This window comes from Bacillus sp. FSL H8-0545, from assembly GCF_038006105.1.
Lineage (GTDB): Bacteria > Bacillota > Bacilli > Bacillales > Bacillaceae_G > Bacillus_A > Bacillus_A cereus_U.
The window spans coordinates 16,352-41,362 of the sequence record NZ_JBBOUO010000003.1 but is presented as its reverse complement, the minus strand read 5'-3'; the positions used below and the strand labels follow the sequence as shown (position 1 = coordinate 41,362).

The following is a 25,011-nucleotide window of genomic DNA, read 5'->3' as shown; positions in this document are numbered from 1 at the left end:
TTCAAATGCTCTCATTAAATTTTTCATAAAAACATATGCAACCTGATAACCTCAATTTTTAAGAAGTTGAAAATCCAATGTGTACTTTCTACCAATTACAAAATAGATTTACGACTATTCCAATTAAATTTTTATTTAAATCTTATCTAATTTCCAAAACGACTGTAAATTTATATTTTTCTTCTTCTTCCAAAGTTTTATGAACACTAATAATAACCTTAAATTCACTTAATAATAATTGATTTTATTTCAGGTGCAACTAACCCACTAATTCTCCACTTTAACATTAGTATGTTTATGGCGCATTTTAAAATATATTGGGAGACCTAAACCAGTTAACCCTATTCCACATAATGCTAGTAATGGTTGTGTAAATAATGTATTTAACACAATAAATGCCCCACCAAATAAAGAGATTATTGGTATAACTGGATATAATGGTACTTTATAAGGACGTATAAGATCTGGCTCTCTCTTACGTAAAATGAAAACAGCTAAAAATGTCATTGTATAGAATATCCATATAACAAACACTAACATATCTGTTAAAGTATTAAACCCACCAACAACCATCATAATTACAGAAATTAATAAGATAAATATGCCAGAATTATAAGGAATTCTGCTTTTATTAGATAATGTAGCAAACCATTTACTAAAAGGCAGTTTATTCTCTAAGGCCATTGCATAGGGAATTCGCATTCCAGTCATAATATATCCATTAATTGTTCCAAACACAGAAATTAAGATACCGATACTAACTAATTTACCACCCATTGTACCAAAGAGAATTGTTGCTATTTCAGATGCTGGTGTATCAGTACCTGCGAGCGCAGTTGCAGACATGACCAGTAGAAATGCAATGTTAATTAGTAAATATACAATCATAACAATTGTTAAACCTAAAATAATAGCTTTAGGTAAATCTTTTTTAGGATTTTTCATTTCTCCAGCAATATTCCCAACATGTATCCATCCATCATATGCAAACATTGTTGCTAATAAAGCAGAACCAAGTGCAGAAATAAAAGACTTATCGGATCCAGCTTCAATTGGGAATAATTGAAACGTTACATCGCCTTGATGTAGTAACCCGAAAATAATAAGAAGTCCTAAAGGGAGTAATTTGCATATGGTAGAAGCCATCTGAATTCCACCAGCAGCTTTTGCACCTAAAAAGTTCATTAAGGTTACAAAAGTTGCAGTAATAATAGCAATTCCAACTATAAGCATTTGATTTTCATTAGGATTTAGTCCAAACAGGTTAACAGTTTGAGTCCCAAAAATAATAGCAAGCGCTGCAATATTTGCTGGAAAGTAAATGACTGTTTGTGCCCAACCTAATAGAAATGCTGTTAGATTTCCATAAGTACGTTTTAAATAGGCCATCATGCCACCTGTTTCTGGGATAGCTGCTGATAATTCAGCAGCAGTTAATCCAGCACATATAGTTAAAATTCCACCTATTATCCATGCAAGCAATCCTAAGCTTGCCGTGCCAGTTGCACCATATACAGCAGTTGGTTTGAAGAAAACACCAGCTCCTATAACAGTACCAATTACAGTAGTTAAAGCAGCAAAGAAACCGATGTCTTTTTTTAGTTGTTGTGACAAAGTGATCACTCCTCTTTTATAAGAATAGATACACTCTCTAATGAATTTAAATTTTTGTTTAAATACTCTTCCCTATTTGTTTATAAAATATTTTTGCTAGTGAAATTTTGAACTTTATTATAGAAAATTAAATAACATAGCAAAATGAACAATTGTAGATACTTTTGTGAAACATTTCACATGTTTATCTGCAATTATATCTTTAATAAAACATTCAGATAAGAACATCTATATCCAACATAAATTTATATAATTTCCAGCTTGTAGTGTATAACCAAAATTTCTTTAAATTCAGAAGAGATGCTATTCGTGACAAAGTCTAGCATACAAAAAAATAGGATTCAATCATTATTTTGCAATAGGTTTTTTAAACCTATAAATTAAAGATATTTTGTGAACTATTTCACAATCAATTGACATAACAATTTGAATGTTGCTATCGTATAGTGGCAATCAAGCGATAAAAAATACCATATATGGCACCATAAATATATTGTGTTTAATATTACTCACTCGTAATCGCTGGTATTGTTTGAGAAATAAACTCGTTTTGAAAGGACGTGTTAGTAATGAAAATTGGAATAGTAAAAGAGATAAAAAAAGGAGAAGCTCGTGTAGGGATGACTCCTGAAAATGTTAGAAAGTTAGTTAAAGAAGGTCATCAAGTTTTAGTGCAGAAAGATGCTGGTTTAGGTTCTGGATATACAAATGATGAATATACAAATGCAGGTGCAAGTTTAGTAACGCAAGAAGAAGCTTGGGATGTTGATATGGTAGTAAAAGTAAAAGAACCATTACCTGCAGAATATCATTACTTTAAAAAAGACCTTATTGTCTGGGGGTTTTTACATCTAGCAGCTTCTAAAGAATGTGTGGAAGCAATGAGACAAGCAGGGACTACTGCAATTGCTGGAGAGACAATTAGTGAAGATGGTGTTTTAGCACTATTAAAACCAATGAGTGCGATTGCTGGTCGTCGCGCAGTCTTTATGGGAGCTTATTATCTAGAAAAACAACATCAAGGAGAAGGAATTTTATTATCAGGAATTGAGGGAATTTCTGCTGGAAATGTTGTCATTTTAGGTGGAGGAAATGCAGCTATTAATGCATGTGATATGGCAATTGGAATTGGTTGTCATGTAACAATTTTAGAAATAAACAACACACAAATTGCTTATATAAAAGAAAAATATGCGAATGATTCTGTGCAAGTTATTGAATCTAATACTGAAAACTTAGAAAAACATATAAAAGAGGCAGACTTATTTATTTCGACTATCTTAATACCAGGAGCTAGACCACCGAAAATTGTAAAAGAATATATGGTTCAATCTATGAAACCTGGTAGTGTTATTGTTGATATTGCAATTGATCAGGGTGGAACAGTTGAAACAGTTGATCACTATACAACACATGATAACCCTGTATTTATTAAGCATGATGTAATTCATTATGCTGTACCAAATATGCCTGGTGCTACCCCACGTACTTCGACCATGGCTTTAGCAAATGGTAATATTGAATACTTATTAGCAATTGCTAAAGATGGATTAGAGAATGCAATTATCAACAAACCAGCTTTGGCATCTGGTATAAACATTTATAAAGGTACGATTACCTATGAAAATTTAGGATCAACATTAGAGTTAGATTATAAACCATTGAAAGAAGTGTTAATATGATTAACAAAGCTTTACCACTTAACATTGGTGATATAAAAAAAGCTCAACAAATTCTTTTTGGAAATGTTCGTAAGACTCCGCTTGTTAAATCTTTCTATTTGACAAGTAAAACCGGTGGAGAAATATATTTAAAGTTGGAAAATATGCAGTTAACTGGATCATTTAAATTTCGTGGTGCATTTAATAAAATTTCAAATCTAACAGACGAAGAAAAAACAAACGGTGTAATTGCTTGTTCAGCTGGGAATCATGCACAAGGTGTTGCATTATCTTCTCATTTGCTTGGAATTAAAAGTAAAATTGTTATGCCAACTTCTGCACCACAAGCTAAAGTTGACGCTACTAAAGGATATGGTTCTGAAATTATTTTACATGGAGACACTTTTGATGATGCTAAGGCTAAATGTGAAGAAATAATACAGCAAACAGGTGAAACATATTTACATCCATATGATGATGTAGAGGTAATGGCGGGTCAAGGAACAATTGGTTTAGATATTCTTGATGATATGTGGGATGTTGATACTGTAATTGTACCTATTGGTGGTGGTGGTATAATTTCAGGAATTGCAGTTGCACTGAAATCATTTAATCCGTCAATTAATATTATTGGTATTCAAGCTGCTAATGTCCATGGAATGAAAGCTTCTTATGATGTTGGAAAAATTGTATCACACTATGAAGCGCCTACAATAGCAGATGGATGTGCGGTTAAAATACCAGGAAATTTAACCTTTGAAATTGTAAAAGAATTAGTAGATGATATTGTAACGGTATCAGAAGATGAACTAGAGGTAGCCATGAAAGATTTACTACAACGTGGCAAAGCTGTCGTAGAAGGGGCAGGCGCATTAGCTACAGCTGCACTTCTTGCAGGAAAAGTTGATCAATATATAAAAGGTAAAAAGGTAGTAGCAGTTATTTCAGGTGGAAATGTAGACTTAAAACGCATTTCCAGTGTATGCGAGCATTTCTTTGTTGCAAATGAAGTGAAATAAAGGTTTAGATAACCTATAACATAGATTGATTTTATGAAAGAAGAGCTAGGAAGGATATCTTAGCTCTTCTTTCATAAAAGGAGGCATGTATTTTGGCCAACTTATTACGAAAAAAATCTGTTTCGAAATTGTTGGGAGAAAGCCAAAGTAAGACTTTGACAAAAACACTAGGGGCATTTGACCTAACAATGCTAGGAATTGGTGCGATAATTGGTACAGGAGTTCTAGTATTAACTGGATTAGTGGCAGCAAGAGATGCTGGTCCAGCAGTTATTTTTTCATTTATGATTGCAGCAATTGTTTGTGGATTTGCAGCTTTATGTTATGCAGAGGTTGCATCTACACTTCCTGTTTCAGGTAGTGTGTACACATATTCATATGTAACGATTGGTGAGTTTGTAGCTCATTTAATGGGATGGACATTATTGTCAGTATACGTTGTAACGACTGCCGCAGTAGCTGGCGGATGGACTGGTTACTTCCACAACTTAGTAAGTGGATTGGGACTTGAAATTCCAAAAGCGCTGTTAACGATTCCGTCGCAAGGTGGTATGGTGAATTTACCAGCAGTTTTCGTTACGTTAGTTATAACTTGGTTATTATCACGAGGTACGAAAGAAAGTAAGCGTGTGAATAATATAATGGTATTAATTAAAATTGGTATTGTTGTTTTATTCATTGCTGTTGGTGTATTCTACGTGAAACCAGAAAACTGGATACCATTTGCACCGTACGGTTTAAGTGGAGTTTTCACGGGGGGAGCAGCGGTATTCTTTGCTTTCTTAGGTTTTGATGCATTAGCAACTTCAGCAGAAGAAGTAAAAAATCCGCAACGTGATTTACCGATTGGTATTATTGCTTCGTTAGTTATTTGTACAATCATTTATGTTGTAGTTTGTCTTGTTATGACTGGTATGGTTTCTTATAAAGAATTAGATGTACCAGAAGCAATGGCTTATGTATTAGAAGTTGCTGGACAAGATAAAGTAGCAGGAGTAATTGCATTTGGAGCTGTAATTGGTATTATGGCTGTAATTTTTGCCTATATCTATGCAGCAACACGTGTATTCTTTGCGATGAGTCGTGACGGATTATTGCCGGAATATTTTGCGAAAATTAACCAGAAGACAGAAGCGCCGACATTTACAACTTGGTTAACAGGAATTGGTAGTGCTTTAATTGCTGGCTTTATCGATTTAAAAGAATTATCAAATTTAGCAAATATTGGAGCGTTATTAACATTTGCCATGGTTGGTGTATCAGTCATCATTCTTCGTAAAACACATCCGAAATTACAACGTGGATTTATGGTACCACTTGTACCAACTTTACCGATTATTTCAATTGTGTGTTGTTTATTCTTAATGCTAAATTTACCGTTAATAACATGGGTATACTTTGGTATTTGGTTAGCAATTGGAGTAGTTGTATACTTTGTTTATTCGAAAAAACATAGTCACCTAACAAAAGAAGAAACCTCATAGTGGGGTATGTGTAGCAATGGAACCAAAACTTACGTTAAGTATTAGCGGACATTCATTTTACGGGCTATTTCGTATGTTAGTGGACATGAAATAACCATTTTGTGTATTGTGATGTCCGCTAATGATACTTATCGGACATTATCAGTGGAATATGTTCTTGATCTTTTTACAAAATCGAATTTTTCTGTTTCAGAAGAATGAAAAAGTATCTAAAATTAAGCTGTTTTCATATAAAAAGTGTCACTTTAGGAGTTATTTTGCATCTATTTTTAGTGTTATTTTGCACTATAAGTAAATATAAAAAAGCCCAATTTCTCAATTTTAATGCTGAGAAATTGGACTTTTTTGTTACTCCGGAAAAGCACCCTTAATGGAAAATCAATATTTGTAATAGATTATTTAATTTTCAAATGGGAATTTAACTTAAGCCCAATCCTGTACTTCCTATAGAAGTTTTTAATTAACCACCTCTAAAGAATTAATTTCATTCTCCACAAACTCCATTAAATCTTTAATATTTTGTTCGGATATATTAAATTCTATTCCAGCGACTCTATAAATCTCACTTACTGACTTTGAAGATCCTAATGATAACGCTTCGGTAAATTGTTTAATGGTTTTCCTTGGATTCTTCTTAAAGTTTCTGTATAACTGTAAGGAACCCAACTGTGCAATTGCATATTCAATATAATAAAATGGAGTTTCAAATAGATGAATAACATCTAACCATTGAAGCTTTTTCCATTCCTCGACGCCTTCCCAATTCACTTTATCACTCTCATATTTTTCTAGAATCCTCTGAAATGTTAGTTTCCTGTCTTCATGTGTATGGTCAGGAGTTGTATATAACCATTGTTGAAACTGGTCCACTACAAGAGTAATAGGGATGAATTCAAGGATTTGTTTAAATAGTTCCTTTTTAACGTATTTAAACTCTTCCTGATTTTTATACATTGATGCCCAGTTTTCTAAGGTGAAAAGTTCCATGGACATTGCGGCGAGTTCTGCTGTTTCCATTGGTAGCTGTTTATATTCACTTAATTCGATATCACTCATTAAATCATGGTGTATACAATGTCCCATTTCATGAAGAAATATTGGTAGATCATCTTTTGTATTAACTAAATTTAACATAATAAATGAGGATTTGGATGATGGAAAAAACTCACAAAATCCCCCCGAAGCCTTACCTATACGGCTTTCTAAATCTAAACAGTTGGTTTCTTTCATTCTTTTCAACAATTCAGAAAAAGATGGCGATATATTATTTAACAGTTCCTTCACCCTATTAATCATCTCCGAAACACTTTCATAAGGAACGGAAATATTGTTTTCACTACAATCAACCCTTGTATCCCAAGGTTTCAGACAATCTAGTTGAAGTTTATTTTTCCTTTCTATATGGAATTTATTAATTAATGGAAGCACATACTTTCTTACTGATTCACCTAGATTTTCACAATCTTTATGCGTGTAATTGAATCGTTCATATTTTTTAAACATATAATCCCTATAGTTTTTTAATCCCACATTTTCTGCTTTTTGTGTCCTTAAAGCAATCATTTCGTCAAGGAGTAACTGAAGTTCTTTTTCTTTTGAGGAATATGTCCTACACATGAGCTTTAGAGCTTCTTCTCTTAATTCTCTTGAATCATCATAGAGAAACCCATATAGCTCATCCACGGGGATATCTTCACCTTGCCAATTTACAATCATCCCGCCCCTTATATTAAAGTAATTTATAATCAAGTTATCCTCAATTATTTCAATTTCTCTATTTTTATCATTTATTAGCAAAAAGGTATTTTCAATCCTTTGACTTGAACTACCCCCACTTTCACTTCGTTTAGAAGTGGGGGATTCCTAAGTAAAGAGTTCTATCGAACTCTAATTTATTAGGCTATCTCCGCAGTCCTTGCGGTTAGAAGCCTTATCGCTTCATTCTTTAGATTGATACTTGCGTTAATATCTCTATCATGATGTGTACTACAAGAAGGGCAATCCCATTTACGTAGGTTTAGATTTTTAACGTCTTTGTTTTGATATCCACAACAAGAACATAATTGGCTTGAAGCAAATGTTTTCGATACGACAATGACTTGTTTACCGTACCATGTTGCTTTATATTCCAACATGGTTCGAAACTGTGACCATGATACCTCACTAATCGCTTTTGCTAACTTATGATTCTTTAACATATTCGATACTTGCAAATCTTCTATACCGATAACATCGTGGTTTTTGATGATTTCAGTTGAGATTTTGTCCAAGTAATCTTTTCTAGCGTTTGTCATGTATTCATGAATTCTAGCAACCTTTATTCGTTGTTTATTCCAGCGAGAAGATCCTTTCGTTCTTCTAGAAAGAACACGCTGTGCTTTGGCTAACTTCTCTTCTAATGATCGAAAAAACTTCGGGTTTTTATAGGTTTTTCCATCTGACAAAATGGCAAAATCTTTTAGTCCTACATCAATTCCAATGTAAGAATGTGTTTTCGGAAGTTCTTGCACTTCTGTTTCTACTAACAATGACGCAAAGTATCTGCCAGAAGGGTTCCGTCTAACCGTAGCATTTAAAATACGTCCATTTACTTCACGACTTTTGGCAAATCGAACAAGACCTAGTTTCGGCAATTTAATTTTGTTTCCTACAACGGCAATGTTTTCATTTGTTTGTTTTGTGGTGTAAGATTGTACATTGTTCTTCTTAGATTTGAAACGCGGAGCACTGTTTTGTTTTTTGAAAAAACGTGTATAAGCATCCGCAAGGTTGCGAACAGACGACTGAATAGCAATGCTATCTACTTCTTTTAACCAAACAAACTCTTTCTTCATGGCAGGAAGTTTGGCAGAGCATGTACCATATGTCAAACCGTTTCCTGTTTCTGTGTATGCGTTATCCCATAGAGATAGGAAATGATTGAATACAAAACGAGAACAACCAATCGTTTTATTGATTAGCGTTGCTTGTGCTTTATTTGGATATATACGAAATTTATATGCTTTATTGATAATCATTCGTTTCACCTCCAGTTCGACATGTGTCTATTATACAACAAACATACATTCGATAGGTAGTGAAGTGATAATGACAAATTACCCAGTAACACTTTACATATGTCGAACAATTAAGATGGCTTCATGCCACCCCTTGTCCGAAGCCAATTCATCTCCCACCTACTCACTGGGCTGCGACCCTTCACGTTCCTTGAGGAAGGAGTCTTCTTGGCTAAAATGATAAAAAAGATGTTAAAAAGTTATACATTTTTATCTTTAGTAATCGGTTTATTACTTTGTTATTTTGGTTCTGGTGCAAAGATTTCATTTATTCGAAAGAGGTATATAGATTCCTAATGGAATCTATTCTTATGCAGCCATTCCGAATAGTTGATGAATAAACTTTATTTCATTTTGGACAGACTTGTCCCGTAAAATAAGTTGGCCTTTTTTAATGATATGCATCGCTTCTATTCCTGAAAGAATGGATGTAGCTGTACGAAAAGACTTCAATCCTAACATTGAACGAACTCTCTTTTTAATAAAGCGATGATCTTGCTCTACAATGTTATTAAGGTATTTTACCTGCCTTATTTGGATGTCTACAGGCATTTTTTTCTCTTTCTTCAACTCTTCAATCACTATAGGATAGGCCGGGTTTTTGTCTACTGTTATCACACGGGGCTTTGAAACATGAAAAGACTGCAAAGCTTTCTTGAAAAAACGCTTTGCAGCCCTATGATCTCTTGTTTTGCTTAAATAAAAATCAATTGTATTTCCTTTTGAATCAACAGCACGATATAGGTACATCCATTGACCTTTGACTTTCACATACGTCTCATCGACTCGCCAAGAATCATTGGTTGATTTAAGATGACGTCGTACTCGCTTATCTAATTCAGGACCATATTGATGAACCCATCGCATGATAGTTGTATGAGCAAGGGATAACCCACGTTCTTCCATCATTTCGACTAAATTACGAAAACTGAGGTTGTACCGTAGGTACCATCTCACGGTTAATAAAATAATATCAGGTTGATAATGTTTCCACTTGAATAGATTTTGCTTTTCCATACCAATCACATCCTTTTTCAGAGTACTAGTATCAGTATGTCCAAGTTTAGGAGGTTACTTACAAGCGTTTTGGAGTGTTTGCACCAGAACCGGATTAAAAATGAAGGCTATATTAAGAAATATTGTATCAATGGCTCTCGTACTCGCTTTGTTTACAACTCCTTTCGCTGGAATCTCCAAAGCTCAAGAGATTAATAGTGAAGAAGAAAAATTAGTACAAGAAGTAGCTGCTCAATTGAAGTTTGTTATGGAAGAGGCTGCAGTTAAAGATAAACACGGAAGAGTAGTAGATATTGATATGATAGAAAACAAATATGGTAAAACTGAAGAATTAGAACAATTGAGACAAGAAATCCAACGTGTAAATACACCGCCTGGCTATGAGGATCCATTCAAACAAGAAACAGAAGCTGTAGATAGATGTATAGAAAGAAAAATTGTAGCTAATTTCAAAGAATTTCTATCAGTAGGTTTTTTAGGTTCTATTATTGCTAATATTACTAACAAAGAATATGAATTAGCAGCTAGAAAAATGATAAAATTAGGCGTCAAAGGTAATTTAGTTAGTTTAGCTGGTCAACTTGCATGGTATTTTGGTACATGTTTATATGAAGAAGAAGGCTGGACTGGAAAAACATGGTGAGTGATAAAAAACAACCTCTTATTTTCTAGAGGTTGTTTTTTTTGAAGAAAATAACCACATCATAATTTCAAAAAACACTACTATAAATAGTGTTTTTATAAGGTTTTCAAACCAATTAAATTGATTATGATTTGCATAGTTAAAAGCTATCAATACAATATACAGTAGGACTATAAAAATTAACGGTCTCTTATATGTGAAACTCAAATTATTCACCCCTTAAATACTTACTTAGGAAAGTTACCTTAATACTATGTTAACCCAAAGCGCAATCACTTTCGATGATTTTCTATATTTCTCCACATTTGTAGCAGCCCCCCTTTTTTTAATAACGCGTTCTCATAATAAATTCTAAAACACATTTACCGAAGTTAAACTGAACATGGCTCTAATGAATTCTAATATTAAATTATAAAAATATTTTTCCAAACCTTAAATCATTTCATACCTTAACACTTCAAAAGGTACACCTTTTGAAACACACTTCTTCCCACAATAAAACCACATCCCCCTATAAATCTGATAGAAAACATTATTCAATATTTGGGTTCTGGTGCAAAGATTTCATTTATTCGAAAGAGGTATATAGATTCCTAATGGAATCTATTCTTATGCAGCCATTCCGAATAGTTGATGAATAAACTTTATTTCATTTTGGACAGACTTGTCCCGTAAAATAAGTTGGCCTTTTTTAATGATATGCATCGCTTCTATTCCTGAAAGAATGGATGTAGCTGTACGAAAAGACTTCAATCCTAACATTGAACGAACTCTCTTTTTAATAAAGCGATGATCTTGCTCTACAATGTTATTAAGGTATTTTACCTGCCTTATTTGGATGTCTACAGGCATTTTTTTCTCTTTCTTCAACTCTTCAATCACTATAGGATAGGCCGGGTTTTTGTCTACTGTTATCACACGGGGCTTTGAAACATGAAAAGACTGCAAAGCTTTCTTGAAAAAACGCTTTGCAGCCCTATGATCTCTTGTTTTGCTTAAATAAAAATCAATTGTATTTCCTTTTGAATCAACAGCACGATATAGGTACATCCATTGACCTTTGACTTTCACATACGTCTCATCGACTCGCCAAGAATCATTGGTTGATTTAAGATGACGTCGTACTCGCTTATCTAATTCAGGACCATATTGATGAACCCATCGCATGATAGTTGTATGAGCAAGGGATAACCCACGTTCTTCCATCATTTCGACTAAATTACGAAAACTGAGGTTGTACCGTAGGTACCATCTCACGGTTAATAAAATAATATCAGGTTGATAATGTTTCCACTTGAATAGATTTTGCTTTTCCATACCAATCACATCCTTTTTCAGAGTACTAGTATCAGTATGTCCAAGTTTAGGAGGTTACTTACAAGCGTTTTGGAGTGTTTGCACCAGAACCATTAATAATACGCACAAAAAATATCCCTTTATACAAAGGGATAAAGCGGTGCAACTTTTTTATAAGCGGTATAACTTTCTTTAAAACGGTACATCTTTTTTATAAACAGTACGACTTTATTTCAAAGGTACATTATTATTGAATATTTTTCCAGCTTGGCCCCTCATACCCGGAATCATTTCCGTACCCCGAGTTGACAAATAGCTCAAAAAAAGAACCCAATTAATAGGTTCTTTTTTTGTTGCTGATTATTTTTGTTCTAAAATACGTTCAATCTCATCTATGCCTAATTTACTGGCTTTAGCAATCGTTTCAAGTGGTACACCAAGTTCATGCATACCTTTAATCATCTGTATTTTTCCTTGCTGAACCCCTTGCTGAACCCCTTCTTGAATTCCTTCCTTTTTCCCCTCATTACGAGCATGAGCAAACTTTGCAGCCTCATCCATTAAAGCCTTTTCTCTTGCTTCATATGCTTGACGGAAAGATGAATCTTGACTCATACGTTCCCACTTATTCATTGCTTTTTGTAAAATCGGATCTTGGTTCATGGCAATGTCCTCCAATGTTTGTGTGAGATACTCATCTTCATTCGCTGGTAATAATAATAACCAACGAACAAACGAATCTTCCCACGGATTAACTTTCTCTTCGCGCCATTGCTGTAGTAACTTTGGAATCTCTACAATATGAACTTCTATATCGTCACTTAATAACTTTTGTTGTTGCTGATTCCAAAGGATTCCTGTTGTATGAAACGCTTCATATTCTGGAAACATCACAAAGTTTAACAAGTTAATGGTAATCGTTTTATGAAGTGAGCTATAAGGCATTCCTTTTTGCAATTGAGAGGTGTATAACCTTCCCCAATAATACAAGCTTCGTTTAATCATATCGTGATTGTTATTCAACTGTATTTCTACATTTACCTTTGTTCCTGTATTTAATGTAGCCGAAATATCTAAAATTGATAATTTATCTTCTTCATATTCTCGATGTAAATGTGGATCTTCTAATTGTAGGGAAACAATAGGTGATTCTAAAGAATCTTTTAAAATGGCATTTAAAAAAGCAACTAAAATATCTTCATTCCCATTTGTGCCAAATAACTGCTTAAATGCAAAATCGATACGTAAATTTACTAATGAATTGGACATGGTTTTCCTCTTCCTGTTTCAGACTATATCTTTACCTATATTGTACATAAAACCAAAGTCAACATGCAAACAATCTCTATGATTTATATAGAGGATGCATACAGATATACACAATAGATTATCAAAGACGATTTGGGGTCACCATATCATTTTGAGAAAATGGTACGCTAAGGAATTTATAACCGCAACAAACCTTGATTTCATAGGGATATAAGTATTTCCCTTAAAGGCATATATTTGGAACAAATGGATTGAGCGAAAAGAAATAAAGTGATACTTAAAATATTTATTTGAATAAAAATGTGAACTACAAGGATTCGACATTATACGACAAAACGATGTAATTTTTCGGAATATTAAAACAACCATGAGATGAGGTAACTATATGAATCTATTTCGAAAAAAATCTATTTCAGCATTATTAGCACAGTCAGAACAAAAGGTTCTGGTGCGAAAACTTCAAGATAATTGCAAGTAATCTCTAAATCTTGGACATACTGATACTATTACTCTAAAAAAGGTGCGTGATCAGTATGGAAAAGCGAAATTCATTCAAGTGGAAGCATTATCATCATGATATTATTTTGCAAACAGTAAGATGGTACCTACGGTACAACCTGAGCTTTCGTGATTTGGTGGAAATGATGGAGGAACGGGGCTTATCCGTTGCCCATACAACGATTATGCGTTGGGTTCATCAGTATGGTCCTGAATTAGACAAAAGAATCCGTCGTCATCTCAAGCAAACCAATGACTCTTGGAGAGTCGATGAAACATATATCAAAGTAAAAAGTCAATGGATGTACCTGTATCGTGCTGTCGATTCGAAAGGAAATACCATCGATTTTTACCTAAGCAAAGCAAGAAACCACAAGGCTGCAAAGCGATTCTTCAAGAAAGCTTTGCAGTCTTTTCATATTTCTGAGCCTCGTGTCGTGACAGTCGATAAGAATCCAGCTTATCCTATAGCAGTTGAAGAATTGAGAAAAGAAAAAAAGATGCCATTAGGCATCCAACTAAGGCAAGTGAAATATCTCAATAACATAGTGGAACAAGATCATCGATTTATTAAAAAGCGAGTTCGTTCGATGTTAGGAATGAAATCCTTTCGCACAGCTACATCCATTATTTTTGGAATAGAAGCTATGCATATGGTAAAAAAAGGGCAACTTATTTTACTGGACAAGTCTGTCCAAAATCAAGTGAAGTTTATCCATCAACTATTTGGAATTGTTGCTTAAGACTAGATTCCACTAGGAAACTTTTCGCCTCTTTATATCTTTCCTAAGTATTTGCACCAGAACCCTTATCAGAATTGAAGCGTGGTATTTAATTCCAGATTGGCCTTTGAAACCCATAATTGTTTCCGTACCCCTTTGGGGGGACATCAAAATTTTAGCTTGATGGGAATGTACGGTAATCCTTATTAGTTCAGTAATGACACACATTATCCGTCACAAATAACCAGAAATAGACTGTAAATTTAAATTTACAGAAAAAATTTGATGAAATATATTCTTCTGTTTTTTCGACACGATTAGACAAACCATTCCATCTTAATATGATATTTTATGATATGCGAGGTGGAAAATATGCAAAGTAAAGAAGAAATGATAGAGCTTTCGTTAACGGAAGGATTAATTATACCGGCTGCGATATTATGTGGTGAAGGTCATGAAGAGGAGAAAGGACAGGTTTTTTCTGACCTACCATTTGAATATTAATAGGGAGACTATCCCTAGTGCTATCAAACTAACGAAAATATGAAAGTTTTTAACTACATTAAAAAGAGAGTATTTCGGTTCTAAAGCAAGGTTTTTAAACTTAAAGAACTGCATTGAGAATGGTCGAATAATATGAAACTATTAATAATTTCTGTAATTCATTGCGCGTTGAAAAAACGAAGTCTTTCCCAAGACTTCGTTTTTATCATTTTATCCAAGAAGACTCCTTCCTCAAGGAACGTGAAGGGTCGCAGCCCAGTGAGTAGGTGGGAGATGAATTGGCTTCGGACAAGGGGTGGCATGAAGCCATCTTAATTGTTCGACATATGTAAAGTGTTACTGGGTAATTTGTCATTATCACTTCACTACCTATCGAATGTATGTTTGTTGTATAATAGACACATGTCGAACTGGAGGTGAAACGAATGATTATCAATAAAGCATATAAATTTCGTATATATCCAAATAAAGCACAAGCAACGCTAATCAATAAAACGATTGGTTGTTCTCGTTTTGTATTCAATCATTTCCTATCTCTATGGGATAACGCATACAAAGAAACAGGAAACGGTTTGACATATGGTACATGCTCTGCCAAACTTCCTGCCATGAAGAAAGAGTTTGTTTGGTTAAAAGAAGTAGATAGCATTGCTATTCAGTCGTCTGTTCGCAACCTTGCGGATGCTTATACACGTTTTTTCAAAAAATAAAACAGTGCTCCGCGTTTCAAATCTAAGAAGAACAATGTACAATCTTACACCACAAAACAAACAAATGAAAACATTGCCGTTGTAGGGAACAAAATTAAATTGCCGAAACTAGGTCTTGTTCGATTTGCCAAAAGTCGTGAAGTAAATGGACGTATTTTAAATGCTACGGTTAGACGGAACCCTTCTGGCAGATACTTTGCGTCATTGTTAGTAGAAGCAGAAGTGCAAGAACTTCCGAAAACACATTCTTACATTGGAATTGATGTAGGACTAAAAGATTTTGCCATTTTGTCAGATGGAAAAACCTATAAAAACCCGAAGTTTTTTCGATCATTAGAAGAGAAGTTAGCCAAAGTACAGCGTGTTCTTTCTAGAAGAACGAAAGGATCTTCTCGCTGGAATAAACAACGAATAAAGGTTGCTAGAATTCATGAATACATGACAAACGCTAGAAAAGATTACTTGGACAAAATCTCAACTGAAATCATCAAAAACCACGATGTTATCGGTATAGAAGATTTGCAAGTATCGAATATGTTAAAGAATCATAAGTTAGCAAAAGCGATTAGTGAGGTATCATGGTCACAGTTTCGAACCATGTTGGAATATAAAGCAACATGGTACGGTAAACAAGTCATTGTCGTATCGAAAACATTTGCTTCAAGCCAATTATGTTCTTGTTGTGGATATCAAAACAAAGACGTTAAAAATCTAAACCTACGTAAATGGGATTGCCCTTCTTGTAGTACACATCATGATAGAGATATTAACGCAAGTATCAATCTAAAGAATGAAGCGATAAGGCTTCTAACCGCAAGGACTGCGGAGATAGCCTAATAAATTAGAGTTCGATAGAACTCTTTACTTAGGAATCCCCCACTTCTAAACGAAGTGAAAGTGGGGGTAGTTCAAAGGTTTCTACTAGTTCCAAACATCGATTTGGACTAGTAAGAGAATGTATAAAGAGCATATCACGTGTTGTTACCGAACCAAAAGAGATCCCTTCACGGCTCACCGATAATAACTCTTGAATTTCCTCTTGATCCATATTTGTTTTCTTTAGGTAATTATTCATATCAATGAATGTAGTGTAACTCCATTTCATATTATCATAATCATTTTCTTGTAGGATCATTTCACGATAAGATTCCATATCTTGTATGAGGAAATTACGAATCGCATCTATAGAAAATTGCATGTACCAAACTTCCTTTACTGTATAGGGTATGTGTGAGTTTTAAAGTTCCTTAAAAAAAGTATTCTCCTAATATGTAGGGAAATACTTTTTTACTTTATCATATATTTAAGTTCTTAGCCTGTTTTAATAGCTGGTAATTTTGAAGAAAGAATCGTCATCGCTTCTCCTTTTTTGGGGTTACGACCGTTGCGCTCTGCAAGTTCCTGGACTTCGAATGTCCTCAAAAACCAAGCAACTGTACTTTTTCTCCTTGCTGTAAAGATTTTGCGATTTGGTCCAATATTACTTGTATCGCTGAATGTCACTTTAGGAGTTATTTTGCACCTATTTTAAGCGCTATTTTGCACTATAAGTAAATATAAAAAGCCCAATTTCTCATTAAAATTGAGAAATTAGGCTTTTTTCGTTGCTCCATTAAAGCGCCAGATAGTTGAAGAAGGTTCTAGAAATTTAATATGAAATTACTTTTTGAATCTGATCATTAATATTTCCTTTACTTAATCCTCCGTGGTAACATACATCTATCATTATAACTACAAACGATTCCAAAAGCGACTCAATCATCGAGCTCCGATCGAATATCGAATTTCGATGGCTGCATAGTCTTTTTTACAGTTGTCTACTTGACGGGGATAAGTCCAGATCCCGTAAATTAATCTGTTCTTTTTTAATCATATGCATAGCTTCCACTCCTGCAAGAATGGATGTAGCTGTGCCAAAAGACTTGAACCCTAACATAGAACGCACACGTTTCTTAATAAAACGATGATCTTGTTCCACTATGTTATTGAGATATCTAACTTGTCTTAGCTCTATGCCTTCAGGCATATGCTTTTCTTCTTTCAACGCTCGAATTGCTACAGGATAAGCGGGGTTCTTATCTAATGTTATCACACGAGGTTTAGAAACATACGAAAAAGCCAAGGCTTTCTTGAAAAAGCGCTTGGCTGCTTGTTTATCTCTTGATTTACTAAGAAAAAAATCAATGGTGTTCCCTTCGGAATCTACAGCACGATATAAATACATCCATTGACCTTTTACTTTGATATAGGTTTCATCAACTCTCCATGAGTCATTTGTTGATTTAAGATGATATCGTACTTTCTCTTCTGATTGAGGCCCATATTGATGAACCCAACGCATAATGGTTGTGTGAGCGATTGATACTCCTCGTTCTTCCATCATTTCCACCAGGTTACGAAAGCTTAAATTGTACCGCAGGTACCATCTTACTATTAATAAGATGAGTTCAGGCTGATAGTGTTTCCACTTGAATAAGTTTTGCTTTTCCATACTAATCACGTCCTTTTTTAAAGTACTAGTATCAGTATGTCCAAGTTTCGAAGATTCGTCACATGAGCCTTATAGTTTTTGCACCAGAACCGTTATAAACTTATAGGCAAAGTCGAGATCATAGCTACAAGTTTATAAAAATAGATTATACTTTATTTAATTTTTTATAAATGAAAAGGAGTGATATTTATGCAATTAAAAAATGTAACACCTATGGGATTAAATGATGAAGTGTTCAAAACAATTATTAATAAAACTGAAAATACATGTCCAACATTTTTTTTTATTAACCCATCAGGTAGTGTTGTCATACCAAAACAGTTGAACAAGGATATATGTATGTATGTAGTTTTTGGTGAAATAATGGCTATAATTGATAATGAAATCGAGATATTAAGGCATCAACAAATATTGTATCTCAATGCTAAGGTATACATTGAATTGAGAAATAATACAACTGACAATGTAATTGTATACATTGATTGTGTAAATAAGTAATTGTTGATTAGAATTATTGTATTATTTGTGAAATGTTTCACAAATAATACACAAAAAAAATTAGTTATTTCATGTATAGTAAGAGTAGTTAAAAACTTCACATTATTATTTGTGAAATACTTCACATTATTTAAGCTTTTACTTAATATGCAAGAGGAAAATAATAAGTTCCAACATTTTAAATCTATTTTTATAGTGATCTGGAGGCTTTAATATGACAAACAAGACAGATGAAAAAGAAGTACAAGCAATGGTCAATGTAGTAATTGAAGATGGAAAAGAAGTACAGGAAATTGTTAATACTTTAGTTGGAAATGGAAAAGAAGCACTAAAAGCGCTGGAATCTTATACTCAAGAGCACGTAGATCATATTGTTCATGAAATGGCACTATCTGGATTAGATCAACATATGCCATTGGCAAAAATGGCGGTTGAGGAAACTGGCCGAGGTGTGTATGAGGATAAATGTACAAAAAATATATTTGCGACTGAATATATTTGGCATAGCATAAAAAAAGATAAGACTGTAGGGATTATCCATGAAGATCCACATGAAGAAGTTATTGAAATTGCCGAACCAGTGGGTGTAGTTGCTGGTGTGACACCAGTAACTAATCCTACCTCAACTACTATGTTTAAAGCAATAATTGCAATGAAAACAAGAAACCCAATCATTTTTGCTTTCCATCCATCTGCGCAGCAATGCTCTGTTGCAGCGGCTAAAGTTTTACGTGATGCAGCAATTAAGGCAGGGGCACCAGAAAATTGCATTCAATGGATCGAAAAACCTTCTGTTGAGGCAACAAAAAGATTAATGAACCATGAGGGGGTTGCACTTGTTCTTGCAACCGGAGGTGCTGGAATGGTGAAATCAGCATATTCTACTGGGAAACCGGCTTTAGGAGTAGGGCCTGGGAATGTACCTTGTTATTTAGAGAAATCGGCACATGTAAAACGCGCTGTAAATGATTTAATCTTATCAAAAACATTTGATAATGGTATGATTTGTGCTTCTGAGCAAGCGATTATTGTAGATAAAGAAATCTATAATGGTGTAAAGAAAGAAATGCAAGACAACAATTGTTATTTTGTTACAGAAGAAGAGAGAAAAAAATTAGAGAAGCTTGTCATTAATGAAGATACTTGTGCAGTAAATAGTGATATCGTTGGGAAATCAGCACATTATATTGCATCATTAGTAGGCATTAAGGTACCAGAAGATACAAAAATACTTGTAGCTGAAATTAAGGGAGTGGGTGCAGAATATCCACTATCGCGTGAAAAATTAAGCCCAGTATTAGCTTGTATCAAAGCAAATTCACGAGAAGAAGGATTTAAATACTGTGAGGAAATGTTAAATATGGGTGGCTTAGGGCATTCAGCGGTTATCCATTCCACAAATAAAGAAGTACAAAAACAATTTGGTTTACGAATGAAAGCTTGTCGTCTTATTGTAAATTCACCGTCATCACAAGGTGGAATTGGTGATATATATAACGCATTTATTCCATCTTTAACATTAGGGTGTGGATCATACGGTAAGAATTCTGTTTCACAAAACGTAACAGCTACACATTTAATAAATGTAAAGCGTTTGGCGAATAGAAAAAATAATATGCAATGGTTCAAATTACCGCCTAAGGTTTTTTTTGAAAAACATGCGACACAATATTTAGCTAAGATGCCAAACATTTCACGAGCATTCATTGTAACGGATCCAGGAATGGTAGAACTAGGATATGTAGATACAGTTACACATTACTTACAACAACATTTAAATGATGTAAAAGTAGGTGTTTTCTCAGAGGTAGAACCAGACCCATCAGATGAAACAGTTTTCAAGGGCGCTGAGATGATGAGAAGTTTCAAACCTGATGTAATTATTGCATTGGGCGGAGGTTCAGCGATGGATGCAGCAAAAGGAATGTGGCTATTCTATGAATATCCAGAAACAAAATTCTTTGGAATAAAACAAAAGTTTTTAGATATTAGAAAACGTACATGTAAATTTCCAACACTAGGGCAAAAAGCACAATTTGTTGCGATTCCAACAACGTCGGGAACAGGGTCAGAAGTGACACCATTTGCAGTTATTACAGATAAAAAAAATAATATAAAATATCCACTTGCTGATTATGAATTAACACCAGATGTAGCGATTATCGATCCACAGTTTGTCATGACAGTGCCACCTCATGTAACAGCGGACACTGGAATGGATGTGCTAACACATGCGATTGAAGCATACGTGTCTATTTTGGCAAATGACTATACAGATGGGTTGGCTTTAAAAGCAATTGATCTCGTATTTAAATATTTACCGAGAGCATATAAAGATGGAAATGATGAAAAGGCACGTGAGAAAATGCATAATGCTTCTGCAATTGCAGGTATGGCGTTTGCAAATGCATTTCTTGGTATTAATCATAGTTTGGCACATAAGCTTGGACCAGAATTTCACATTCCGCATGGACGCGCTAACGCGATCTTAATGCCGCATGTAATTCGATATAATGCTATTAAACCGAGAAAACATGCATTGTTCCCAAAATATGAGCACTTTGTAGCAGATGAACGTTATGCAGATATTGCAAGAGCACTGGGATTGCCAGCGAGTACCGTAGAAGAGGGTGTGGAATCACTTGTACAAGCAATTATCAGTCTTGGGAAAGAATTAAATATTAATATGAGCATTGCAGGACAAGGGGTAAAACAAGAAGCATTTGAAAATGTTGTGGATGTTTTATCAGAAAGAGCATTTGAAGATCAATGTACACCAGCAAATCCGAAACTGCCATTGATTTCAGAATTAAGAGAAGTATATAAACAAGCATATCAAGGTGTGTAATAAATTCAGTGTGTATATCTTTTTTAGTTCATAGATTTTGTATTTGATGTCTGAAGAAATTCCGCCTTGATGACCTTTATTTAGGTAATATGGGAGTGTATAAAAAATATGTCTAATTGTAAGAAGTTAGATCAGGTGATTGAAAAAAAAAAGAATTGATATCGCTTGTTAAACAGTATGGATTCACTCATGAAAAGGTACTTTTTTTTAGTAGGGAATTAGATTCTTTACTAAATGATTTGATAAAATCTAATAAAAAAACAAAATAAATCAGATTTATATAAAAAAGAAATAAAATATAAATAATTAAGATATATAATAAATGAAAAAATACTCTCCTAAAAGTAGGAGAGTATTTTTTCATTTTAAGGAGACGGTTTTCTTCAAATTTGGGGGTATCTACTCGGATTAATCGTATATGCGCTTCTGTTGTATTTTATAAACACACAAGCATTGAAAAAATTTAGGAAACTATAAGGTTTTTCTAGGTGGGGGGACCATACATGCCCATCAACTTAAAAAATTGGTTGCCCCAAAAATAGAAAAATGTACATTTCACCTAGAGATTTCAATTTTCTCGTTTTGGGGTATTTACTTTTCTTATCTTTATGACGATGTGGCGAGAACCCTAAAAGAACTTGAATAAAGTTCTTTTTAAATTTGTAATTAAATCCCAGAGTGGCCCCTCATACCCAGAATCGTTTCCGTACCCCTACAACTGATGAATACTTTGTATTAATACCCCTTTTTCGGGGGATGGGCAAAGTTATCCTATTTCCTGTTGCAGAATCCTTATAATAGGGGTCACCATACATGCCCATCAACTTAAGAATTCAGAATTACCCCAAAACGAAAAAATGAGCTTTTTTGTTACAAGTTAGCACAAAATTTCGTTCTGGGGGTACTATAAAATTTTAGCTTGATAGCGATGTCGGCTGTACCCCTATACCATAGCTAATCCTGAAGCTTTTCATCGACAACAATATCCAATTTCAATCCCAGAGTTTTTGCAAGTAATTGTATTGTATCGATACGCGGAATTACTTTAGCGCCTTCAATTCTCGCGATAGCTGACTGTTTTAATCCGGAAGCAAGGCGAGCTTTATATATAGCAGTACAGTGTGGCTTGCGCAAAGGAAATAATGAGCGAATCAAGGCCTACTATGACAAGAAAAAGAAAGAGGGCAAGCCCTACAAGGTGGCCGTGATCGCCTGCGTCAACAAGCTTATACATCACGTTTATGCCATCCTTACCCGAGGCGAGCCCTATCGCACATAACTAATAAATTCCATAAACTTCCACGCTGATGGAGGTTAATTTGTCATTTCCATAAACATTATAACAAAAAATCTTTTAGGTACCAAGGCAGATCTGCTTGACAAACATTAGCTGGTTTTTGTGCTTGTTTAGCAGGATGAAAATATGTTAGCTACCAATTTTTCTGTAGCAGGGCTGAGGACTTTATTTTTTTTGCGGATTAATCCAACAGGTAAAGCGAATGAAATATCATCGATGTCACGAATAACGTATTGAGGTGAATTGGCAACGAAATTGCTAGGTAGCATAGCAATACCAAACCCTTGTAATACAAGATTTAAAACTATCTCCATGTTTGCTGCATCGTAATTAGAGTGTAAATGAAAGCCATGATGAAGAAATACATGCTCTATTTTTCGCCGATAATCACACAATTGTCCAGTTAAAATGAAATTTTCATCTTCCAAATCACACATGTAAATTTTTTCTTGTGTAGATAATGGATGGTCGATTGGCAGTATCAAACAAAGCTTTTCTTCATATAACGGATAAAATTCAAGATTTAATTCTGGTGATGGAGGGGGACATAAGGCAATATCAAGTTCGTTAGCGATAATCCGTTGACTAAATTGTTGGGTTACGCCACTTTCGATGGAAAGACAAATTTGTGGATGTTCTTTCATAAATGTTGTTAGTACGGAAATCAAATTTGTTTTGCCAATGGAATCAATTGCTCCAATCCGAATAAGTCCTTTCTGACCGATTGAAAATTCTTTTGCGGTTTCGGTGATTACATCCACTTGATTTAATAAAATATCTGCCTGTTCTTTCACAAGTCTTCCGGCTTCGGTTAGCACCATTTGTTTTCCTTTACGCTCAAACAGTTCGATGCCGAGTTTTTCTTCTAATTGATTGATGTGTAGGGTGATGGTAGATTGTGCGTATTGCAGCAGATTTGCTGCTTTTATCTGACTACCACATTGGACAACAGCTTGAAATGTCTGTAACAAACGAATTTCCATAATTCATTCCTCCTGAAGAATAGTTCATTTTTGTTCATATTGACCAATATATCATCGTGAATTATTATTTGTATAGAAGGAGATGATAACATGAAAGATTTATTTTCCGTTGATATCACAAACAGTGAGTGGAAATTTGTTATGGATGGTATAGAACAAATTCCATTACGAGATGAGAATGGTGAACTGCGTTATGTCGTGCGATTTGCACCGGGGGCAAAATTCCTTCAACATACGCATAAGGATACCGAGGAATTATTCGTATTAGATGGAGCTCTTATCAGCAATGATGTTGAGTATGGAGCAGGTTCTTATCTCTGTTATGGACCTAATACAGAACATGAACCATGGTCTGAAAAGGGTTGTTTGGTTCTTGTAATGGAACGTAATGCTGGATAGTGGTTTTCTGTTTCTGTTTTTTTGTGTAGGAAATTATTAATTTTTATTGTTTTCATGCAAACATTGCCACATAGAATGGATAACCTTCATTCTAAGAGGAAACCGCTTGAAAAGGAGCGGTTTTTTTATGTTGTGTGCCGAGCAAGCCGTTAATTGTTAGTTGGTGAAAGTCCAACCGAGGTACGAGCCAAGTCGCCTCGTAGCTGACAGGCAACTGGTGGAGAAATCCTAAGGTTGAAGCCCTGTGACCAATTTGGACACTGACTATATTTTAGTTCCTCAAGCAATTAGGCCCAGAACCAGCAACCAAACGATAAACTATAATTTTACCAAAAAATGGAATAATCGAAATATAAACGTTCATCGCACTTGAACGCTTAATTCGTTTTTTCATGACAATGCCCTTCTTCTTCTCTTTTAACGCCTGGTTTTCCCAGCGTTTTCATGTTTGTTCTTCTGTCAATCGATGTAGGACCACTCGAGTTGGAAGCTTTTGATACAATCCGATATAGGCTTTATGAATTTCGTGGGTTTGTCCTGGTTGTAGCTGCAACATGAGATCTTCCATGTCTAATTGAACATACTCCGACTTTTTTTTCATTCGTCCGTCCGTGAACTACTCGCCACTTAGCAAAGCTTGAAGTGGGAGCTTCTCAGTTCCACGACGAAAGTAACCTTTCGTCTCCCTGAGCGTTACTTCGGGGTGTTCCACCCCTAGATGTCCAACGCTTGGACGCTCTCTTGGTACGGTTGATATTTTACGCAGGAACCGAATGGCTTGGTTTTCGCACTCTATTTTCTTCCTGCAACCTCCTATATCAAGTTATCAAAGAACTTCATATAGCTAGTTTATCAAAAATTTTTGGCTATGCCAAACCAAAATTCATCTCCCACCTACCGTTGGGCTATCGCCCTTCACACGCTTGAGGAAGGAGAATTCTTTCGGTAAATTCGTTAAAATATTCTGGATTAGGATTCTTCTGATAAATTCGGGTGTTTAAT

At 34.6% G+C, this 25,011-nt stretch carries 22 protein-coding genes and 4 pseudogenes; 14 read left to right on the top strand and 12 right to left on the bottom strand.

Features of this window, described 5'->3' with window-relative positions:
* Positions 1-267: 267 nt before the first annotated feature.
* Positions 268-1,614: an amino acid permease gene (locus tag MHI07_RS28045; protein ID WP_199710633.1), complete on the bottom strand. Its 1,347-nt coding sequence runs from the start codon at positions 1,612-1,614 to the stop codon at positions 268-270.
* Positions 1,615-2,183: 569 nt separating this feature from the next.
* On the opposite strand from MHI07_RS28045, the gene ald reads away from it, so the two are divergent.
* From ald to MHI07_RS28030, 3 genes are all read left to right on the top strand, one after another.
* Complete coding sequence (gene ald, locus MHI07_RS28040) at positions 2,184-3,296, top strand: alanine dehydrogenase (protein ID WP_340827177.1); 1,113 nt, start codon at positions 2,184-2,186, stop codon at positions 3,294-3,296.
* On the top strand, positions 3,293-4,294 hold the full coding sequence (gene tdcB / locus MHI07_RS28035) for a bifunctional threonine ammonia-lyase/L-serine ammonia-lyase TdcB (RefSeq protein WP_199710629.1): 1,002 nt from the start codon (positions 3,293-3,295) through the stop codon (positions 4,292-4,294). The genes ald and tdcB overlap by 4 nt, the downstream gene beginning before the upstream one ends.
* Positions 4,295-4,386: 92 nt before the next feature.
* On the top strand, positions 4,387-5,778 hold the full coding sequence (locus MHI07_RS28030; protein ID WP_340827175.1) for an amino acid permease: 1,392 nt from the start codon (positions 4,387-4,389) through the stop codon (positions 5,776-5,778).
* Positions 5,779-6,234: 456 nt separating this feature from the next.
* Here the strand turns inward: MHI07_RS28030 and MHI07_RS28025 are convergent.
* A pseudogene (locus tag MHI07_RS28025) lies at positions 6,235-7,596 on the bottom strand (M3 family oligoendopeptidase); the annotation flags it as partial.
* 77 nt (positions 7,597-7,673) lie between these two features.
* A complete protein-coding gene (gene tnpB, locus MHI07_RS28020) occupies positions 7,674-8,795 on the bottom strand; it encodes an IS200/IS605 family element RNA-guided endonuclease TnpB (protein ID WP_340827173.1) in 1,122 nt (373 codons plus the stop codon).
* 207 nt (positions 8,796-9,002) lie between these two features.
* Here tnpB (MHI07_RS28020) and MHI07_RS28015 point away from each other — a divergent pair, with 207 nt between their 5' ends.
* The gene (locus MHI07_RS28015) at positions 9,003-9,131 is read left to right on the top strand and encodes a hypothetical protein (protein ID WP_340827172.1); all 129 of its coding nucleotides are present in this window, start codon (positions 9,003-9,005) and stop codon (positions 9,129-9,131) included.
* A 12-nt stretch (positions 9,132-9,143) separates the two neighbouring features.
* On the opposite strand, the gene MHI07_RS28010 is transcribed toward MHI07_RS28015, so the two are convergent.
* Positions 9,144-9,851 (bottom strand): IS6 family transposase, encoded by a 708-nt coding sequence (locus tag MHI07_RS28010; protein ID WP_340827169.1) that lies wholly within the window; start codon positions 9,849-9,851, stop codon positions 9,144-9,146.
* Between the two features lie 100 nt (positions 9,852-9,951).
* Between MHI07_RS28010 and MHI07_RS28005 the strand changes: the two genes are divergently transcribed.
* On the top strand, positions 9,952-10,494 hold the full coding sequence (locus MHI07_RS28005; protein ID WP_340827170.1) for a hypothetical protein: 543 nt from the start codon (positions 9,952-9,954) through the stop codon (positions 10,492-10,494).
* Positions 10,495-11,103: 609 nt separating this feature from the next.
* Here the strand turns inward: MHI07_RS28005 and MHI07_RS28000 are convergent.
* Together MHI07_RS28000 and MHI07_RS27995 are read right to left on the bottom strand one after the other, a co-directional pair.
* A complete protein-coding gene (locus MHI07_RS28000) occupies positions 11,104-11,811 on the bottom strand; it encodes an IS6 family transposase (protein WP_340827169.1) in 708 nt (235 codons plus the stop codon).
* 339 nt (positions 11,812-12,150) lie between these two features.
* Complete coding sequence (locus MHI07_RS27995; protein WP_002192079.1) at positions 12,151-13,059, bottom strand: Rpn family recombination-promoting nuclease/putative transposase; 909 nt, start codon at positions 13,057-13,059, stop codon at positions 12,151-12,153.
* A gap of 533 nt (positions 13,060-13,592) precedes the next feature.
* On the opposite strand from MHI07_RS27995, the gene MHI07_RS27990 reads away from it, so the two are divergent.
* The 3 genes and pseudogenes from MHI07_RS27990 (at position 13,593) to tnpB (MHI07_RS27980) (ending at position 16,330) form a co-directional block, all read left to right on the top strand.
* Positions 13,593-14,300: an IS6 family transposase gene (locus MHI07_RS27990; RefSeq protein WP_340827168.1), complete on the top strand. Its 708-nt coding sequence runs from the start codon at positions 13,593-13,595 to the stop codon at positions 14,298-14,300.
* A gap of 351 nt (positions 14,301-14,651) precedes the next feature.
* Entirely contained in the window at positions 14,652-14,783 is a 132-nt protein-coding gene (locus MHI07_RS27985) for a hypothetical protein (protein WP_257149419.1), read from the top strand.
* Positions 14,784-15,208: 425 nt separating this feature from the next.
* Positions 15,209-16,330: pseudogene (gene tnpB, locus MHI07_RS27980) on the top strand (IS200/IS605 family element RNA-guided endonuclease TnpB).
* 28 nt (positions 16,331-16,358) lie between these two features.
* Here tnpB (MHI07_RS27980) and MHI07_RS27975 read toward each other — a convergent pair.
* A complete protein-coding gene (locus MHI07_RS27975; protein WP_340827166.1) occupies positions 16,359-16,691 on the bottom strand; it encodes a hypothetical protein in 333 nt (110 codons plus the stop codon).
* 113 nt (positions 16,692-16,804) lie between these two features.
* Complete coding sequence (locus tag MHI07_RS27970; protein ID WP_050551333.1) at positions 16,805-16,996, bottom strand: HU family DNA-binding protein; 192 nt, start codon at positions 16,994-16,996, stop codon at positions 16,805-16,807.
* Positions 16,997-17,198: 202 nt separating this feature from the next.
* Between MHI07_RS27970 and MHI07_RS29480 the strand changes: the two genes are divergently transcribed.
* On the top strand, positions 17,199-17,294 hold the full coding sequence (locus tag MHI07_RS29480; RefSeq protein ID WP_350200072.1) for an IS3 family transposase: 96 nt from the start codon (positions 17,199-17,201) through the stop codon (positions 17,292-17,294).
* Positions 17,295-17,300: 6 nt separating this feature from the next.
* On the opposite strand, the gene MHI07_RS27965 is transcribed toward MHI07_RS29480, so the two are convergent.
* Positions 17,301-17,984 carry an IS6 family transposase gene (locus MHI07_RS27965; RefSeq protein ID WP_002193667.1) on the bottom strand — a complete coding sequence of 228 codons (684 nt, stop codon included), beginning with the start codon at positions 17,982-17,984 and terminating at the stop codon, positions 17,301-17,303.
* Between the two features lie 189 nt (positions 17,985-18,173).
* On the opposite strand from MHI07_RS27965, the gene MHI07_RS27960 reads away from it, so the two are divergent.
* From MHI07_RS27960 to MHI07_RS27950, 3 genes are all read left to right on the top strand, one after another.
* Positions 18,174-18,482, top strand: a complete 309-nt coding sequence (locus MHI07_RS27960) for a hypothetical protein (RefSeq protein WP_199710185.1) — start codon at positions 18,174-18,176, stop codon at positions 18,480-18,482.
* A gap of 250 nt (positions 18,483-18,732) precedes the next feature.
* Complete coding sequence (gene adhE, locus MHI07_RS27955) at positions 18,733-21,330, top strand: bifunctional acetaldehyde-CoA/alcohol dehydrogenase (RefSeq protein WP_374191614.1); 2,598 nt, start codon at positions 18,733-18,735, stop codon at positions 21,328-21,330.
* A gap of 155 nt (positions 21,331-21,485) precedes the next feature.
* Complete coding sequence (locus tag MHI07_RS27950) at positions 21,486-21,599, top strand: aspartyl-phosphate phosphatase Spo0E family protein (RefSeq protein WP_078177481.1); 114 nt, start codon at positions 21,486-21,488, stop codon at positions 21,597-21,599.
* A gap of 685 nt (positions 21,600-22,284) precedes the next feature.
* On the opposite strand, the gene MHI07_RS27945 is transcribed toward MHI07_RS27950, so the two are convergent.
* Complete coding sequence (locus MHI07_RS27945; protein ID WP_275958650.1) at positions 22,285-22,464, bottom strand: helix-turn-helix domain-containing protein; 180 nt, start codon at positions 22,462-22,464, stop codon at positions 22,285-22,287.
* Positions 22,465-22,486: 22 nt separating this feature from the next.
* Between MHI07_RS27945 and MHI07_RS27940 the strand changes: the two are divergent.
* Positions 22,487-22,609 (top strand): annotated as a pseudogene (locus MHI07_RS27940) (IS110 family transposase); the annotation flags it as partial.
* A gap of 128 nt (positions 22,610-22,737) precedes the next feature.
* Here the strand turns inward: MHI07_RS27940 and MHI07_RS27935 are convergent.
* Complete coding sequence (locus MHI07_RS27935) at positions 22,738-23,610, bottom strand: LysR family transcriptional regulator (RefSeq protein ID WP_328027416.1); 873 nt, start codon at positions 23,608-23,610, stop codon at positions 22,738-22,740.
* Positions 23,611-23,700: 90 nt separating this feature from the next.
* On the opposite strand from MHI07_RS27935, the gene MHI07_RS27930 reads away from it, so the two are divergent.
* The gene (locus tag MHI07_RS27930; RefSeq protein ID WP_199710191.1) at positions 23,701-24,009 is read left to right on the top strand and encodes a cupin domain-containing protein; all 309 of its coding nucleotides are present in this window, start codon (positions 23,701-23,703) and stop codon (positions 24,007-24,009) included.
* A gap of 346 nt (positions 24,010-24,355) precedes the next feature.
* Here the strand turns inward: MHI07_RS27930 and MHI07_RS29475 are convergent.
* Positions 24,356-24,625, bottom strand: a pseudogene (locus MHI07_RS29475) (IS4 family transposase); the annotation flags it as partial.
* Positions 24,626-25,011: the final 386 nt, after the last annotated feature.

Bases quoted from the DNA above. Each gene is read 5' to 3' on its own strand.
- ald (WP_340827177.1), top strand. From the start codon at position 2,184: ATGAAAATTGGAATAGTAAAAGAGATAAAAAAAGGAGAAGCTCGTGTA.
- tdcB (WP_199710629.1), top strand. From the start codon at position 3,293: ATGATTAACAAAGCTTTACCACTTAACATTGGTGATATAAAAAAAGCT.
- tnpB (WP_340827173.1), bottom strand. From the start codon at position 8,795: ATGATTATCAATAAAGCATATAAATTTCGTATATATCCAAATAAAGCA.
- MHI07_RS28010 (WP_340827169.1), bottom strand. From the start codon at position 9,851: ATGGAAAAGCAAAATCTATTCAAGTGGAAACATTATCAACCTGATATT.
- MHI07_RS28005 (WP_340827170.1), top strand. From the start codon at position 9,952: ATGAAGGCTATATTAAGAAATATTGTATCAATGGCTCTCGTACTCGCT.
- MHI07_RS28000 (WP_340827169.1), bottom strand. From the start codon at position 11,811: ATGGAAAAGCAAAATCTATTCAAGTGGAAACATTATCAACCTGATATT.
- MHI07_RS27995 (WP_002192079.1), bottom strand. From the start codon at position 13,059: ATGTCCAATTCATTAGTAAATTTACGTATCGATTTTGCATTTAAGCAG.
- MHI07_RS27990 (WP_340827168.1), top strand. From the start codon at position 13,593: ATGGAAAAGCGAAATTCATTCAAGTGGAAGCATTATCATCATGATATT.
- MHI07_RS27985 (WP_257149419.1), top strand. From the start codon at position 14,652: ATGCAAAGTAAAGAAGAAATGATAGAGCTTTCGTTAACGGAAGGATTA.
- MHI07_RS27975 (WP_340827166.1), bottom strand. From the start codon at position 16,691: ATGCAATTTTCTATAGATGCGATTCGTAATTTCCTCATACAAGATATG.
- MHI07_RS27965 (WP_002193667.1), bottom strand. From the start codon at position 17,984: ATGGAAAAGCAAAACTTATTCAAGTGGAAACACTATCAGCCTGAACTC.
- MHI07_RS27960 (WP_199710185.1), top strand. From the start codon at position 18,174: ATGCAATTAAAAAATGTAACACCTATGGGATTAAATGATGAAGTGTTC.
- adhE (WP_374191614.1), top strand. From the start codon at position 18,733: ATGGTCAATGTAGTAATTGAAGATGGAAAAGAAGTACAGGAAATTGTT.
- MHI07_RS27935 (WP_328027416.1), bottom strand. From the start codon at position 23,610: ATGGAAATTCGTTTGTTACAGACATTTCAAGCTGTTGTCCAATGTGGT.
- MHI07_RS27930 (WP_199710191.1), top strand. From the start codon at position 23,701: ATGAAAGATTTATTTTCCGTTGATATCACAAACAGTGAGTGGAAATTT.